Genomic DNA, 15,245 nt, shown 5'->3' with positions numbered 1-15,245 from the left:
TGGGCCGCCCAGCTCGCGTGGGTCGTCCGGCTCCAGGAGGGAGGTGCCGGTGGGCAAGGTGTCGTCGTCCTGCGTGCGGAAGGACAAGGCATAGCTCTTGGTCGTACGGCGGTCCCGGGCGGTGGTCGGGGCCGGTGAGGCGGCGCTCAGCTACCCGGTCGACCCCGCCCGGACGGGTTGTCGTCCGCCGCGGGAAATGCCCCGCGCGGGGGCCGTGTCTGTCGGGAGCACCTGGGACAATAGGGCCGTGCCCTTGTACCGAGACGACGCGATCGTGCTGCGCACCCACAAGCTGGGTGAGGCCGACCGCATCGTCACGCTCCTCACCCGCGAGCACGGCAAGGTGCGTGCGGTGGGGCGGGGCGTGCGCCGCACGTCGTCGCGCTTCGGTGCGCGGCTGGAGCCGTTCATGGTGGTGGACGTGCAGCTGCACACCGGGCGCAACCTCGACACCGTGACGCAGGTCGAGACGGTGGGGCCGTACGCCCGCGCCATCTGCGAGGACTACGCGCTGTACACCTCCGGCGCCGCGATGCTCGAGGCCGCGGACCGCCTGGTCGCCGCCGAGCACGAGCCCGCGGTGCAGCAGTACTGGCTGCTCGCCGGGGCGCTGCGCGCGATGTCGGAGCGCACGCACGCGCCGGGCCTCGTGCTCGACTCCTACCTGCTGCGAGCGCTCGCCGTCGCCGGCTGGGCGCCGTCGTTCACGGAGTGCGCCCGGTGCGGTGAGCCGGGGCCGCACCACGCCTTCTCCGTGGGGCAGGGCGGCGCGGTGTGCTCGCGCTGCCGCCCGCCGGGCTCCACCGCCCCCGCGCCGGAGACGTTCGCCCTGCTCGGCGCCCTGCTCGGCGGGGACTGGGAGACGGCGGATGCCGCGCTGCCCCGGCACCGCACGGAGGCGTCGGGCCTGGTCGCGGCCTATGCGCAGTACTACCTGGAGCGCACGTTGCGCTCGTTGCGCATGATCGAGAGAGAGGCCTGATGTCCCCCACTCCCGCTTCCCGGGACCCCCGGTACGCCGAGCCCTACCCGCACCCGTCGGGGGCCACGCCGCCGGCGATCCCCGCGCAGTTCGTGCCGAACCACGTGGCGATCGTCATGGACGGCAACGGCCGCTGGGCCAACGCGCGGGGCCTGCCGCGCGTGGAGGGTCACAAGCAGGGGGAGAAGTCGCTGCTCGACGTCGTGGCCGGCGCCGTGCAGGTGGGCGTCAAGCACGTCTCCGCCTACGCGTTCAGCACCGAGAACTGGAAGCGGTCGCCGGACGAGGTGAAGTTCCTCATGAACTTCAACCGGGACGTGATCCGCCGCCGTCGCGACGAGATGTCCTCCTGGGGGGTGCGGATCCGCTGGGCGGGCCGCCGGCCGCGCCTGTGGGGCTCGGTGATCAGGGAGCTCCAGGTCGCCGAGGAGATGACCAGGGACAACGACCGGTGCACCCTGACGATGTGCGTCAACTACGGCGGCCGCGCCGAGATCGCGGACGCCGCCGCCGCGATCGCGCGCGACGCCGCAGCGGGCAAGCTCAACCCTGCGCGGGTCACCGAGAAGACGGTGCAGCGCTACCTCGACGAGCCCGACCTGCCGGACGTCGACCTGTTCCTGCGCTCGTCCGGCGAGCAGCGCACCTCGAACTTCATGATCTGGCAGGCGGCCTACGCGGAGATGATCTTCCTCCCGGAGCCGTGGCCGGACGTCGACCGGCGCCACCTGTGGCGCGCGGTCGAGGAGTTCGCGCGGCGCGATCGGCGCTACGGGGGAGCGGTCGACAGCGTCGAGACCGCTGGTTGAGCCTGTCGAAATCCAGGTTTCGACAGGCTCAACCAGCGCGTGGCGTGGTTTCGACAGGCTCGTCCAGCGACGCTCAGTCCGCGAGGACCTCGGACATGGAGTCGACGAGGGCGGGGAAGCCGTCCTCCCAGTACACGGACAGCGCGGTGGGCGGCGACACGGACGAGGTCTCGACGGTGCCGACGACCTGCGCGACGTTGCCCGCCTTGACGGCCGGGATGGCCTGCAGCTCCTTCTTGGTGAGGAACGCCTCGGCGTCCTCGGGCGTGTAGGCGTAGTCCACGATGAAGTCGGCGTCGAGCTGGTCGAGCTCCTCGTAGGACAGGGCGTAGAAGAAGCCCCCGTTCGAGGTGTCGAGCTCGGCCACCGACGGCGCGACCTCGACCCCGAGGCCCTCGAGGAACCCGGCCCGCGGGTCGAGCGCCGGGTACACGTACACCTGGCCCTCCGTCGGCGAGTCCACGACCGCGGCGAACGTCTTGCCCACGAACTCGGGGTGCTCGGCGGCCTTCTGGGCGACGAAGTCGCCGATGTCGGCGAGCACCTGCTCGCCCGCGTCGGAGCGCCCGAGCGCGTTCGCGGTGAGCTGGATCGTGTCGTCCCAGGACGTGGTCCAGGCGGCGTCCGGGTAGGCGACGACCGGGGCGATGTCGCTCAGCACGTCGTACTGCTCCTGCGTGATCCCGGAGTAGGGGGCCACGATGAGGTCGGGGTCGGCCTCGACGAACTCCTCGTAGGGCACGGAGGAACCCTGCTCCGGGTCGGACAGGATCGTTGGCTTCTCGGCGCCGGCCTTGTCGTAGGCGTCCTTGACCCACGGCAGCAGCGCGTCCTCGCCCACGGTGAAGACCTGCTCGCCGACCGCGACGGGGTAGACGCCCACGGCGATGGCGGCCTCGGTGGAGCCCCAGCCCCAGGTCGCGACCCGCTCGGGCGCCTCCTCGACGACCGTCTCGCCGAGGGCGTGCTCGATCGTGATCGGGAACTCGTCGGTGGCGCCGGACGCCTGACCGCCGGAGCCCTCGTCCTCGGGGGCGTCGTCGGACGCGCAGCCGGCGAGGGTGAGGGCGGCGGCGGCGGCAAGGGCGGCGCCGGCGGTGAGCGGACGGCGAAGACGCACGGGTACTCCTCGGTGGGTTCGCGCGGAGGCGCGAGGGGATATTGAGTGAGGCAAGCCTAACCTACGCGTCGGGCATGCCGTGCCGTCGATCCAGGGGTACGACGAGTGGCGTTCCCGACACCGGGTCGGGGACCACCCGGGACCGCAGGCCGAACGCGGCGTGCACCGTCGCCTCGGTGAGCACGTCGCCCGGTCGGCCCTCCGCCACGACCTGCCCGGCGCTCATCACCACCAGGTGGTCGGCGTACCGCGCGGCGAGGTTCAGCTCGTGCAGCACCATCACGACGGTGGTGCCGCGGGTGCGGTTCAGCTCGGCGAGCAGGTCCAGCAGGTCGACCTGGTGGGCGACGTCGAGGAACGTCGTGGGCTCGTCGAGGAGCACCAGGTCCGTCTCCTGGGCCAGGACCATCGCGATCCAGACGCGCTGCCGCTGCCCGCCGGAGAGCTCGGCCACCGGCCGGTCGGCGAGATCCGCGGTGCCGGTCGCGTCGAGGGCGCGCAGCACCGCCGCGTCGTCGGTGGAGCTGTGGCGCCCGAACCAGCCCTGGTGCGGGTACCGGCCGCGGCCCACGAGCTCCGCGACCCGCACGCCGTCGGGGGCGATCGAGGTCTGCGGCAGCACGGCGACGCGCCGGGCCAGCTCCTTGCGGGACAGGGCGGCCACGTCCTCGCCGCCGAGGGTGACCACGCCGCCGTCGAGCGGGTGCAGGCGGGCCAGGCCGCGCAGCAGCGTGGACTTGCCGCACGCGTTGGGCCCCACGATCGCCGTCACGCTGCCCGCGGGGAGCTCCAGGTCGAGCCCGTCGATCACGCGCCGCCCGTCGTAGCCGAGGCACACGCCGTGGGCGCGCAGGGTGACGTCGGTGGCCGGCGCGAACGCCGGGTCGGCGGGATCCGGCCCGCCGGCACCGGCCTCCGCCGGGGCGGGGCGGTGGACGTCGGTCATGCCAGGGACTTCCTTCCGTCGGTGGCGAGGAGCCACAGCAGGTACGGGGCGCCGACCAGGCCGGTCACGATGCCCGTGGGCGCCTGGATGCCGAAGAGCAGGTGCTGGCCCACGACGTCGGCCGTGAGCACGAGGAGCGCGCCCGTCAGGACCGAGGCGGTGAGCGCTGGGCCGCCGTCGTCCACGAGCCGGCGCGCGATCGCGGGGGCGACGAGCGCGACGAACGCGAGCGGCCCGACGAACGACGTCGCGACGGCCACCAGCCCGACCGCGAGCAGCAGGGAGACGACGCGAGCGGCGTCCACCGGCACCCCGAGGGCGCGCGCGTTGTCGTCGCCGAGCGCGAGCGGGCCCTGCCAGCGCGAGGCGACAGCGACGGCGGCGCCGAGGACGAGCACCGTGACGGCCAGCGTGAGGAGCTCGGCGCCCCGCACGTCGGCCACGCTGCCCACGGTCCACACGAGGGCCGCCTGCGCCTCGCGCACCTCGGCGCTCGCGAGCAGCCACGCCAGCAGGGACGAGCAGAGGTAGGCGAACCCGACGCCGACCAGCACAAAGCGGATCGAGTGCAGGCCTCGCCGCCAGGCGAAGAGCCAGATCGCCAGCGCGACGGCGAACGCACCGGCGAAGGCCGCGCCCGAGATGGCGAGCCCGGTGAGTCCCGCGACGAGCATGGCCGTCACGGCGCCGAGGCTGGCGCCGCTCGCGATGCCGAGGATGTCCGGGCTGGCCAGGGGGTTGCGCAGCGTCGTCTGGAAGAGCGCCCCGGCGAGCCCGAATGCCGCGCCCGCGAGCACGGCCGTCTCGATGCGGGGCAGGCGCAGACGGTGCACCACGAACACGTCGGCGTCCGAGCCGGAGCCGAAGAGCGCGGCGAGCGCGCGCCCCGGCGGCAGCGACGCCTCTCCGAGGGTGAGGGCGAGGGTCGCGACGGCGACCATGAGGACGACGAGGGCTGCCAGCACGACCGCGAGCCGGCGCCGGCGCCGGCTGCGCAGCCCGATGACAGTGGTGACGGGTGCGTCGGCCGGGGCGGCGGCGGGAGAGAAGGTGCTCACGTCACACCCCCGCCACGGACTTGCCGCGGGCGACGGCCACGAGCACCGGCGCGCCGATCGCGGCGGCCACGACGCCCGCCTCGAGCTCGGAGTGCGGCAGCACGAGGCGGCCGAGCACGTCGGACCCGAGCAGCATCACGGGCCCGAGCAGGGCGGTGAGGGGCACGATCCAGCGGTAGTCGGTGCCCACCAGGCGACGGGCCGCGTGCGGCACCGCGAGCCCGACGAGCGCGATCGGGCCGGCGAGGGCCGTCGCCGCGCCGGCCAGCAGCACGACGGCGGCCGCGGTGAGCCCGCGGGTGAGGCCGATGCGCTGGCCCAGCGCCCTGGCGACGTCGTCGCCGAGCGCCAGCATCGACAGCCGGTGGGCCAGCAGCAGCGCGAGCACGATCCCGACGGCGACGAAGGGCCACAGTCGCTCGAGGGTCTCCATGCCGCGGCCTGTGAGCGAGCCGACGGCCCAGAACCGGTAGAGGTTGAACGCCGTCGGGTCGCGCAACAGCACCAGCGTGATCAGCGGGGTGATGAGGGCGGCCACGGTGGCGCCCACGAGGGCCAGTCGGACGGGCTGCCCGGCGCCGATCGAGAAGACGAGCAGGGAAGCGGCCGCGGCGCCCGCGAACGCGAACCACACGAAGCCGAGCGGCGCGGTGATGCCGAGCAGCGAGACGGCGACCACGACCGCGAGCGACGCGCCTGCGTTGAGGCCGAGGAGGCCGGGGTCGGCGATGGGGTTGCGCGTGACGCCCTGGATGAGGGTGCCCGCGATGCCGAGGGCCGCCCCCGCCGCGAGACCGATGAGCGTGCGCGGCACGCGCTGGTCGCGCACCACGTCGTGGTCCACGTTCCCCGCCACGGGATGGGTCAGCGCCTGCCAGACGGTGCCGAGGTCGAGGTCGCGCACCCCGAGCGTCAGGCTGGCGACGACGACGAGCGCCAGGACGACGAGGGCCAGCGCGCACACGAGCAGCCGGCCGCGGGTGCGCCGTGCGACGAGGTCGACGGCGGGGCGCGGGGCGGGGGCGAGGGCGGCGGCCGCGGTCACCGGGCGGCGCCCGGACGGCTGGGGCGGCCCGGGCGGACCCCCGGGCGAGAGGTAAGCATTGCCTAAGTCTGGCACAGGCCCGCCGGTGGGTGGGGCCGCCCCGGGCCTCGGATCAGGCGTCCGGACCGGCACTCACGCGACGGGTCAGCCGGTAGACGACCCAGGCGACCAGCGCCACGGCGCCCACGCCGACCACGACCAGCGTGACGGGATGGCGCAGGCCGATCGCGATCGCGCCGTTCACCGCCGCCGTGCCGATCGTCGTCCAGATGCCGGCCCACACGGCGCACCCGGCCAGCAGCGCCACCAGGTAGCGGCCGAACGGCATGCGCAGGTACCCGGCGGAGAGGTTGACGAGGGTCTGCACGCCCACGGTGAAGAACGACAGCGTGACCGCGGGCGGGCCCCAGCGGTGCACCCGTCCGATGACCGCCGCGGCGCGGGGCCGGGCCAGGACGTCGGCGAACCGGCCGCCCGCGGTGCCGCGGGCCACGCCGCGGCCCGCCCAGTACGTGGCCTGCGCGCGCACGAGCACGATGCCGAACGCCGCGGCGTAGACGACCCAGAACGGCACGCCCGCGACGGTGAAGACGCCCGTCGGCTCGGCGCCCTGGGACACGTCGGCGGACACGTTGGCGAGCGCAGCGGCGAGCGCAGGGGCCATGGGCACGGCCTCATTCTGCCCCGTCGAGGTATGGCTGTCCTAACTCGTGGCTGACCTACCTCGGTCGGCCCCGGCGCGGCAGGCGGCGCAGGTGCCCCAGAGCTCGACGGTGTGGTCGATGTCCGCGAAGCCGTGGGCCGCGCCGACGGCGGCGGCCCAGGTCTCGACCGTGGGGCCGTCGATCTCGACCGCGCGGCCGCACGCGCGGCACACCAGGTGGTGGTGGTGCTCGCGGCGCTCGCAGCGGCGGTACAGGCTCTCGCCGTCCTCGCCGCGCAGCACGTCGACGTCGCCGCCGTCGGCCAGCGCCTGCAGGGTGCGGTACACGGTGGCGAGCCCGACGGCGTCGCCGCGCGAGCGCAGCCGCTCGTGCAGCTGCTGCGCGCTGCGGAACTCCTCGCTGTCGCCGAGCGCGTCCGCCACGGCCGCGCGCTGGCGGGTCATGCGCGGCGCGGTCCGCTGGGCGGTGTCGCTGTCATGGCGTGTCGCGTTCACGGGGTGCACTCCTCCTGCGGGGTGCCCCGGTCGGCGCCGGCGGGGGCCACCGCGACGTCGTCGGGGATGTCGGGATGCGGGTCGGCCGGCGAGCGCCGGCGCGCGAGCAGGGGGTGCAGGGCCGCGACGACGGCGTACAGGCCGATCGCGAGCACCACGATGAGCGCGCCGGGCGACACGTTGTGCCAGTAGGTGATCGTCAGGCCCGTGACGCACACGACCACTCCGACCACCGACGCCACCAGCATGGTGCGCCGGAACGAGTGGGTCACGAGCTGGCCGATCGCGACGGGCACGATCATCAGGGCCGAGACCAGGATCAGGCCCACGACGCGCATCGCGACGGTCACGGTCAGCGCGGCCAGCACGGCCACGGCCATGTTCAGGGCCCAGACCGGCAGGCCCGAGGCGATGGCGAACTCCTCGTCGTGGCTCACCGAGAACAGCGCCGCACGCAGGCCCAGGCCCACCAGCAGGATCAGCCCGCACAGGGCGACGGTGACCCACACGTCGGAGGTCGACACGCTGGAGATGGAGCCGAACAGGTAGGACATGAGGCTGCCGGACGACCCGCCCGCGAGGCCGATGAGCAGCACGCCGCCCGCGATGCCGCCGTAGAACAGGATGGCCAGGGCCAGGTCGCCCGACGTCCGGCCGCGGCGGCGCACCACCTCGATGAGGACTGAGCCGGCCACCGCGGCGACCACCGCGCCCGGCACTGCGAGGACGTCGTCGGGCACGAGGCCCATCGCCGCGCCCACGAGCCAGCCCAGCGCCACGCCGGTCAGCGCCACGTGTCCGATGCCGTCGCCCAGCAGGGCGAGCCGGCGCTGCACCAGGTAGGTGCCCACGACGGGCGCGCTCACGCCCACCAGCAGCGCTGCGATCAGGGCGCGCTGCATGAACGGGTCGGTGACCATCTCCCACAGGCCGGTCACGGTGCCACCTCGTCGTTGTCGTTGCTGTCGGAACCCCGGTTGAACCCGTCGTCGCGGGGCGACTCGAACGGTCCCTCCGCCAGCCGCACGTCCTGCGCGCGCTGCAGCGTGCGGGAATGCGCGTGCGGGTGCAGGTGCTCGTGCGCCTCGCCGCCGTGGCCCGGCTGCGGGGTGGGCGGGGCGCCGTCGTGCACCACGCGGCCGTGCCGCAGCACGACGCAGCGCTGCACCAGCGGGGCCAGCTCGCCGAGCTCGTGCAGCACGACGAGCACCGTCGTGCCGTCGGCCACGAGCCGCGTCATCGTCGCGGCGAAGGCCGCCTGGCTGGGCCGGTCGACGCCGGCGACGGGCTCGTCGAGCACGAGCAGGTCGGGGCGGCGCACCAGGGCGCGGGCGATGAGCACCCGCTGCTGCTGGCCGCCGGAGAGCTCGTGGGTGGCGCGCCGGGCGCGGTCGGCCAGGCCGACGAGCTCGAGCGCCTCGCGGGCACGGGCGCGCCAGCCGCGGGGCAGGCGCAGCGTGCGACCGTGCAGCAGCCCGGACGCGACGACCTCCTCGGCCGTGGACGGGACGCCGGCCGCGGCGCTCACGCGCTGGGGCACGTAGCCCACACGCGCCCAGGGCACGCCGTCGCGGAGCGGGCGGCCGAGGAGCCGCACGCTGCCGGTCGTCGCGGGCAGCACCCCCACGAGGGTGCGCACCAGCGTGGACTTGCCCGAGCCGTTGGCGCCGAGGAGCGCGACGACCTCGCCCTGCCGCACGGTGAGGTCCACGCCGCGCAGCACGGGGCTGGAGCCGAGGCGGACGTGCACGTCGCGGGCCTCGATCGCGGGAGTGCCGTCCTCCGCGGGCGGTGCCGCGACCCCGCCCTGGGAGTCGGTGGTGAGCGTGGTCATGAGCACTGCAGCCCTTCGGTGAGTGCGGCGAGGTTGTCCTGCATGACGGAGACATAGTCGCCGCCCGCCTCGACGGCGTCCTCGGACAGGCCCTCCAGCGGGTCGAGGACGGCGGTGGTCACGCCGAGGTCGGTCGCGAGGGTCTGGGCCACCTTGGGGCTGGTGAGGGTCTCCGTGAAGATCGTGCCGACGCCGTTCTCGTCGACGATCGCACCGACCTCGCGCAGCCGCGCGGGGGACGGCTCGGCCTCCGGGTCGAGCCCGACGACGCCGACCTGCTCCAGGCCGTACCGCTGCGCGAGGTAGCCGAACGCCTCGTGCGAGGTGACGAGGGTGCGCGACGCGCACTCCTCGAGGCCGGCTGAGTAGTCGGCGTCGAGGTCCTTCAGCTTCTGCTCGAGCTCGCGGGCGTTCTCCGTGTATGCGGCGGCGTGCTCCGGGTCCGCCTCGCCGAGCGCGGCGGCGACGGCGTGCCCCACGGGGATCATGAGCGTGGGGTCGAGCCAGAAGTGCGGGTCGAGGGTGCCGTGATCGTGCCCGTCCTCGTCCTCCGAGGCGCCCCCCGGCGTCCCCGGGTGCTCCTCCAGCGTCACGACGTCGCTCGTGTCCACGACGTGCTCCGGCGCGCGCGCCTCGACCGCCTCGTCGACGGCCTCCTGGAACCCGGAGGAGTACACCACCAGGTCGGCCGTGCCGATCTCGCGGACCTGCGCCGGCGAGAGCTCGAGGTCGTGCGGCTCGGCGGCGGGCGGGGTGAGGTTCGAGACGGAGACCAGGTCGCCGCCCACCTGCTCGGCCACGTACTGCAGCGGGTAGTACGACGCGAGCACCTCGAGCGTGCCGTCGGAGCCGCCGTCGCCGCTGGAACACCCGACGAGGATCGCGGGCAGGGCGAGGGCGGGCAGGGCGGCGAGGGCCGCGCGTCGGCGAAGCATGAGAACGATTCTCATTAGATTGAGAACGGTTGTCAACTCGGCTCAGGTCGGTGAACGGGGCCGGGGCGAGTATCGGGCGTCAGGACGACAGGTACCCGCGGGCGAACGCGGTGGCGACGGCGGCGGCCCGGTCGTTCACGCCGAGCTTCGCGTAGACGTGCAGCAGGTGCGTCTTGACGGTCGCCTCGCTGATGAACAGCTGTCTGGCGGCCTCGCGGTTGTTCGCGCCGCGCGCCGTCAGCTGCAGCACCTCCAGCTCGCGCTGGGACAGCGATCCCGGGCTCGGCCGGCGCACCTGCCCCATGAGCCGGGTGGCGACCGTCGGCGAGAGCACGGCCTGCCCCTCGTGCGCCGCCTGGACCGCGCGGAACAGCTCCTCGCGCGGGGCGTCCTTCAGCAGGTAGCCGGTGGCGCCGGCCTCGATGGCGGGGAGCACGTCGCGGTCGGTGTCGTAGGTGGTCAGCACCAGGATCCGGGCCGTGACGCCGCGCTCGGCGAGCTCTTTGATCGCCGTGACGCCGTCGCCGCCGGGCATCCGCAGATCCATCAGGATCACGTCCGGGCGCAGCCGTTCGCCGGCGGCGACGGCCTGGGCACCGTCGGCGGCCTCGCCGACGACCTCGAAACGGGGGTCGGCGCTGAACATGCCACGGAGCCCGTCACGCACGACGGGGTGGTCGTCGACGACCAGCAGCGAGATCACGAGGCGGCCGTCGCGGGGATCGCCGGCACCGCCGCCGAGATCGCCGTCCCGGCACCGGGCTCCGACTCGATCTCCAGCCGTCCCGCGAGCCGTTGCACCCGTTGCCGCATCCCGATCAGGCCGAACCCGCCGACCGTCGAACCGGCGGCGCGCGGGGCGTCCGGCTCGAAGCCGACGCCGTCGTCCCGTACGTCGAGGGTCACGATGTCGTCCATGTACGACAGGGTCAGGCCGACCCGACGGGCTCGCGCGTGCTTGGCCACGTTGGCGAGCGCCTCCTGCGTGGTGCGCAGCAGGGCGACCTCGATGTCGGTGTGCATCGGCCGGGGGTCGCCGGTCGTCGTGAGGGCGACGTCGATGTGGGCATCGTCGGACCACCGCCTGGTCAGGTCCCGGATCGCGTCCGGGAGGGCGGCTCGCTCGAGCACGGTCGGCTCCACCGCGTGCACGGTGCGGCGCGCCTCGGCGAGACTCTCGCGAGCCAGCTCGGTCGCGGTCGAGAGGTGCCGGCGCAGCGAACGCTCGTCGTCCACCCTCTGGTCGGCGGCCTGCAGCTGGGTGAGGATGCCGGCCAGGCCCTGGGCGAGGGTGTCGTGGATCTCCCTCGCCATCCGCTGGCGCTCGTCCAGCACCCCCGCCTCCCGCGCCTGGGTCAGCAACTGGGCCTGCAGGTCGGCGTTCTGGGCCAGCGCGCGCTCGAGTCGCACGTTGGCCTCGTGCACCTCGGCCAGGGCTCGCTTCTGCTGACCGGTGTGTCGCACGAGCTGCTCGGCGAAGAAGAAGAACCCGACGGAGATCACCGCGGAGACCACGCTGACGCCCAGCCACTCCCACCAGAGGTCGTCGGCCGCGATGCCGATCGCGCCGCCGAGGAAGGCCGCCGCCTGGATGATCCCGGTCGCGACGGCGCCGATGTACCGCCATCGCCCGTGCAACGCCGCGAAGGCCTGCGGGTAGCCGAAGAAGGCGAAGAAGCCGTACCAGGGGGCGAGCGCCACCAGTGCGGCGGTCAGCACCATCAGCCCCGCGTAGTACAGGCCCATCCGCCTGCGGCCGGCCTGCCACTGCGGGTGCAGCGTGGAGAACCAGAGAAGCCACAGTGCTGCCACGACCGAGAGCGCGAGCGCCACCAGCAGGCGTGCGGACGGTGCCGAGATCAGCTGGACCACGGTGACCACGACGCTGACGGCCAGCAGGAAGTAGGGGAAGACCTTGAAGGCCAGGGGATCGTCGCCCTCGAACAGGGCGCCCTCCGCACCCCGCGGACGCTCGGTGCTCATCACTCACTCCCAGCGGAAGTATCGCGCGGCCAGCCCCCCGGCCACGATCGCCCAGGCCAGCATGACGGCGATCTGGAGCGGTGCCGGCCAGGCCCCGGCGGCCGCGTTCTGGAGCGACTGTACGCCGGCGCCCAGCGGCGTGAGGTCGCTGATCGTCCGCAGGACGTCGGACATGTCGCGGCGCGGTACCCAGAGGCCGGCGAAGAACACCAGCGGGAAGAACGCCAGGGTCCCGACCGCGGTGGCGCTCCGGGCGCTCGGCGCGATCGACGCGACGAGCAGGCCGACGGCGAACATCGCCAGCGCCAGCAGCAGGTAGCTGATCACGAACGCCGGGAGCTGCGGAGGCAGGCGTACGCCGAACGCCAGCCGGCCGATGGCGAGGATGGCCAGCGTCGTCACCACGGACAGGATCGTGGCCATCACCAGCTGCGCCCCGATGAGGAGCCCCGGCTCGACCGGGGTGGTCCGCATGCGTCGCAGCACGCCCTTCTCCCGGTAGGAGGCGAACAGCGGGGGAAGTCCGGTGAGCGCGAAGAGCGCGATGCCCATGGCGATGACGATCGGCAGGAACAGGTCGATGGGTCGGAGGTGCTCGGCACCGACGTTGCCGTCGAGCATCCCGGGCATCAGGCCGACGACGACGAGCAGGGCGGGGGCGAACGCGATCGTGAAGAACACGACGGCCGGTTCGCGGAAGAACAGTCTGGTCTCGGTGGCGGTGAGCCGGTACAGGACGGACATCGTGGTCTCCTCAGGTCTCGACTCAGGACTCGACGGGGTGGCCGGTGAGCGCGACGAACGCGTCGTCGAGCGTGGCCTGCTCGACCCTCAGCTCCGTCGCGCTGATCCCGGTGCGGCCGAGCGCACCGGTCACGGCGAGCAACAGGTCTCCCGTGCCGGTCACGACGACCTGGTTCGCGGCCCGCTCGACGGCCGTGACCTCCGGCAGGACGGTGAGCACGGCGTCGTCCAACGGTCCGGAGGGCCGGAAGCGGATCCGCTGTCGGCCGTCGACCGCGGAGACCAGCCCGGCGGGGGTGTCCACGGCGATGACGCGTCCGGCGTCGATCACGGCGACCCGGTCGCAGAGGCGCTCGGCCTCCGCCATGAAGTGCGTGACCAGCAGGATCGTCACGCCCCGGTCCCGGATGCACTCCATCAGGTCCCACACGTCACGGCGGGCCTGGGGGTCCAGGCCCGTGGAGAGCTCGTCGAGCACGGCCACCCTCGGGCTGCCGATCAGCGCGAGCGCGATCGACAGCCGCTGCTTCTGGCCGCCCGACAGCCGCCGGAACTGCGTGCGGTGCTTGCCGGCGAGGCCCAGGATCTCGGCCAGCTCGCGCCAGTCGGCCGGTGCGCGGTAGAAGGAGCTGTAAAGCTCAAGGGCCTCGCCCACCGTGAGCTTGTCGGGCAGCTCGCTCTCCTGCAGCTGTGCGCCGAGCAGCTGCCGAAGCTCGCCGTCGTGCGCGTGCGGGTCGAGGCCGCAGACGCGGATGGTGCCGCCGTCCGGGGTGCGCAGCCCCTCGATGCACTCGACGGTCGTGGTCTTGCCGGCCCCGTTCGGGCCCAGGATGCCGAAGATCTCGCCCTCGTCGACCGTGAACCCGACGCCGTTCACGACGGTGTGGTCGCCGTACCTCTTGACGAGATCTTCTACCTCGATGATTGCCATGCCTGCAGCCTCGCCGGCCGGCCCCGCGCGCCGGATCGACTACGCGGCTGCACCTGACGAGGGTCCGGGGGATGCGCGCATCAACCGATCGGTGGAGGGGTCCCGGTCCCGCGAGCCTCGCCGCCGCCTGTTTGGAGACCGACGTGCGCCGCCCGACCTCGGAGACGGACCCGGCCCCCTCCGCGACGGCGCGCAGCGCGAAGTCATGGGCGGCTGGTTGTCTTATCGTCGTGCCGGGAGGCCTATGAGCTCCGACCACGCCACCGTCGCGGGCGTCCGGCACGGCACCGCAGCGGTGAACGGCACGCGGCTCCACTACGTCGCGCAGGAGGCCCCGCAGCGGCTCGCGGACGTGACGTCCTCCTCGCCGCATTCGCCGCCCACGCTGCCTGGTCCGGAGGGACGACCTTCACCCGCTCGTGCGGACCGCGTCGCGGCGGGACTCCAGGTACTCGCGCGGGGCCGGGTCCTGGGTCAGGGCGATCGCCCGGTCGTAGGCGGCCACGGCGTCGTCCGCGCGGCCGAGCCGGGCGAGCAGGTCGGCGCGGGTGGCCCAGGCGGGCTGGAAGCGGGCCGCCGCGGCGGCCCCGTGGTCGAGGTCGTCGAGGCGGGCGAGGCCGGCGACGGGGCCGTCGGCCTCGGCGACCACCGCCGCGAGCGCCACCGCCCCGCCGAGCGACGGAGCCACCCGCTGCAGCGCCTCGTGCAGCCGGCGCAGGGCGGCCTGGGTGGCCTGGTCGGGTGGAGCGCCGACGCGGCGGGCGCAGTGCACGGCCTGGATGGCGGCCTCGAGCTGGAACCGGCCCACCGTGCCCTGCGCGTGGGCGGCGCGCAGGTGCTCGTGCGCCCGGGAGACGAGGGTGCGGTCCCAGCGGGCCGGGTCCTGCTCGGCGAGCGGCACGAACCGTCCGTCGTCGTCGGTGCGGGCGGGGGCGCGCGCCGACGACAGGAGCACCAGCGCGGCCAGGCCGCGGGCCTCCGGGTCGCGGGGGACGAGGCGGGCGAGGATCTCCGCGAGCTGCAGCGCCTCGGGCGGTAGCCCGCGCGGCTCGGGCGCGGCGGTGGACCACTCGACGACGTACGCGCCGTAGACGGCCTCGAGCACGTCGGCCGTGCGGCCGGGCAGGGCGGAGCGGTCGGGCAGGTCGAACGGGATCCCGGCGTCCTTGATGCGGCGCTTGGCCCGCACCAGCCGGGTGGCCATCGTGGCGGTGGGCACCGAGAACGCGGGCGCGATCTGCGCGGCGGTGAACCCCAGCACCGTGGTGAGCATCAGCGGCGTGCGCGCCGGGGGCGCGACGGCGGGGTGCGCGCAGGCGAGCAGCAGCTCGAGGCGCCGGTCGCCGACCGAATCGGGGTCGACGTCCTCGAGCCGGGCGGGCGCGTGCCGCTCCGGCTCCAGCGACGTGGTCCGCCGCACCTCGGCCGAGCGGTGCCGGTCGCGCAGCCGGTTCCGGGCCACCGCGAGCAGCCACCCGGCGGGGTTGTCCGGCACCCCCGACGCCGGCCAGGTGCGCAGGGCGCGCTCGAGGGCGTCGCCCAGGGCGTCCTCGGCGGACTGCAGGTCGCCGTCGCCGGCGGCCAGCAGCGCGACGAGGCGGCCGTAGCCGTCTCGTGCGGCTGCGGCCGCCGCGTCGTACGCGGCGTCAGGTGTGTCGTCGTTCACGTCGGGTCTCGGCAGGATCGACCGGCGGTGTCG

The 15,245-nt window shown here is 74.2% G+C and carries 16 protein-coding genes; 2 read left to right on the top strand and 14 right to left on the bottom strand.

What is annotated here, in order from left to right; genetic code table 11:
• The first annotated feature begins 247 nt into the window (after nucleotides 1–247).
• Both recO and AC1C2W_RS12505 read left to right on the top strand, forming a co-directional pair.
• Entirely contained in the window at nucleotides 248–982 is a 735-nt protein-coding gene (recO, locus tag AC1C2W_RS12510; protein ID WP_495389551.1) for a DNA repair protein RecO, read from the top strand.
• The gene (locus AC1C2W_RS12505) at nucleotides 982–1,791 is read left to right on the top strand and encodes an isoprenyl transferase (RefSeq protein WP_495413250.1); all 810 of its coding nucleotides are present in this window, start codon (nucleotides 982–984) and stop codon (nucleotides 1,789–1,791) included. The genes recO and AC1C2W_RS12505 overlap by 1 nt, the downstream gene beginning before the upstream one ends.
• Before the next feature lie 73 nt (nucleotides 1,792–1,864).
• Here the strand turns inward: AC1C2W_RS12505 and AC1C2W_RS12500 are convergent, their stop codons facing one another.
• From AC1C2W_RS12500 to AC1C2W_RS12435, 14 genes are all read right to left on the bottom strand, one after another.
• Entirely contained in the window at nucleotides 1,865–2,911 is a 1,047-nt protein-coding gene (locus tag AC1C2W_RS12500) for an iron-siderophore ABC transporter substrate-binding protein (RefSeq protein WP_495389549.1), read from the bottom strand.
• A gap of 61 nt (nucleotides 2,912–2,972) precedes the next feature.
• Nucleotides 2,973–3,857: an ABC transporter ATP-binding protein gene (locus AC1C2W_RS12495; protein WP_495413249.1), complete on the bottom strand. Its 885-nt coding sequence runs from the start codon at nucleotides 3,855–3,857 to the stop codon at nucleotides 2,973–2,975.
• Complete coding sequence (locus AC1C2W_RS12490) at nucleotides 3,854–4,915, bottom strand: FecCD family ABC transporter permease (RefSeq protein WP_495413248.1); 1,062 nt, start codon at nucleotides 4,913–4,915, stop codon at nucleotides 3,854–3,856. Before AC1C2W_RS12490 ends, AC1C2W_RS12495 begins: the two co-directional genes overlap by 4 nt.
• 1 nt (nucleotide 4,916) lies before the next feature.
• On the bottom strand, nucleotides 4,917–5,960 hold the full coding sequence (locus AC1C2W_RS12485) for a FecCD family ABC transporter permease (protein ID WP_495389546.1): 1,044 nt from the start codon (nucleotides 5,958–5,960) through the stop codon (nucleotides 4,917–4,919).
• 112 nt (nucleotides 5,961–6,072) lie between these two features.
• Nucleotides 6,073–6,624, bottom strand: coding sequence for a DedA family protein (locus AC1C2W_RS12480; protein WP_495413400.1), 552 nt, complete (start codon nucleotides 6,622–6,624; stop codon nucleotides 6,073–6,075).
• Between the two features lie 39 nt (nucleotides 6,625–6,663).
• Complete coding sequence (locus tag AC1C2W_RS12475) at nucleotides 6,664–7,068, bottom strand: Fur family transcriptional regulator (RefSeq protein ID WP_495389826.1); 405 nt, start codon at nucleotides 7,066–7,068, stop codon at nucleotides 6,664–6,666.
• A 47-nt stretch (nucleotides 7,069–7,115) separates the two neighbouring features.
• Entirely contained in the window at nucleotides 7,116–8,039 is a 924-nt protein-coding gene (locus AC1C2W_RS12470; RefSeq protein WP_495389825.1) for a metal ABC transporter permease, read from the bottom strand.
• A 14-nt stretch (nucleotides 8,040–8,053) separates the two neighbouring features.
• On the bottom strand, nucleotides 8,054–8,953 hold the full coding sequence (locus AC1C2W_RS12465) for a metal ABC transporter ATP-binding protein (RefSeq protein ID WP_495389545.1): 900 nt from the start codon (nucleotides 8,951–8,953) through the stop codon (nucleotides 8,054–8,056).
• Entirely contained in the window at nucleotides 8,950–9,888 is a 939-nt protein-coding gene (locus AC1C2W_RS12460) for a metal ABC transporter substrate-binding protein (RefSeq protein ID WP_495389544.1), read from the bottom strand. The genes AC1C2W_RS12465 and AC1C2W_RS12460 overlap by 4 nt, the downstream gene beginning before the upstream one ends.
• A 79-nt stretch (nucleotides 9,889–9,967) precedes the next feature.
• Nucleotides 9,968–10,591 carry a response regulator gene (locus AC1C2W_RS12455; RefSeq protein WP_495389543.1) on the bottom strand — a complete coding sequence of 208 codons (624 nt, stop codon included), beginning with the start codon at nucleotides 10,589–10,591 and terminating at the stop codon, nucleotides 9,968–9,970.
• Complete coding sequence (locus tag AC1C2W_RS12450) at nucleotides 10,588–11,871, bottom strand: sensor histidine kinase (protein WP_495389542.1); 1,284 nt, start codon at nucleotides 11,869–11,871, stop codon at nucleotides 10,588–10,590. Before AC1C2W_RS12450 ends, AC1C2W_RS12455 begins: the two co-directional genes overlap by 4 nt.
• Nucleotides 11,872–11,874: 3 nt before the next feature.
• Nucleotides 11,875–12,615 (bottom strand): ABC transporter permease, encoded by a 741-nt coding sequence (locus AC1C2W_RS12445; protein WP_495389541.1) that lies wholly within the window; start codon nucleotides 12,613–12,615, stop codon nucleotides 11,875–11,877.
• Between the two features lie 22 nt (nucleotides 12,616–12,637).
• The gene (locus AC1C2W_RS12440; RefSeq protein ID WP_495389540.1) at nucleotides 12,638–13,546 is read right to left on the bottom strand and encodes an ABC transporter ATP-binding protein; all 909 of its coding nucleotides are present in this window, start codon (nucleotides 13,544–13,546) and stop codon (nucleotides 12,638–12,640) included.
• Between the two features lie 409 nt (nucleotides 13,547–13,955).
• A complete protein-coding gene (locus AC1C2W_RS12435) occupies nucleotides 13,956–15,212 on the bottom strand; it encodes an RNA polymerase sigma factor (protein WP_495389539.1) in 1,257 nt (418 codons plus the stop codon).
• Between the last annotated feature and the right edge of the window lie 33 nt (nucleotides 15,213–15,245).

Source organism: Isoptericola sp. Y581 (assembly GCF_059445475.1).
The sequence above is the reverse complement of the archived record's forward strand: the minus strand, read 5'-3'. Positions and strand labels throughout refer to the sequence as shown.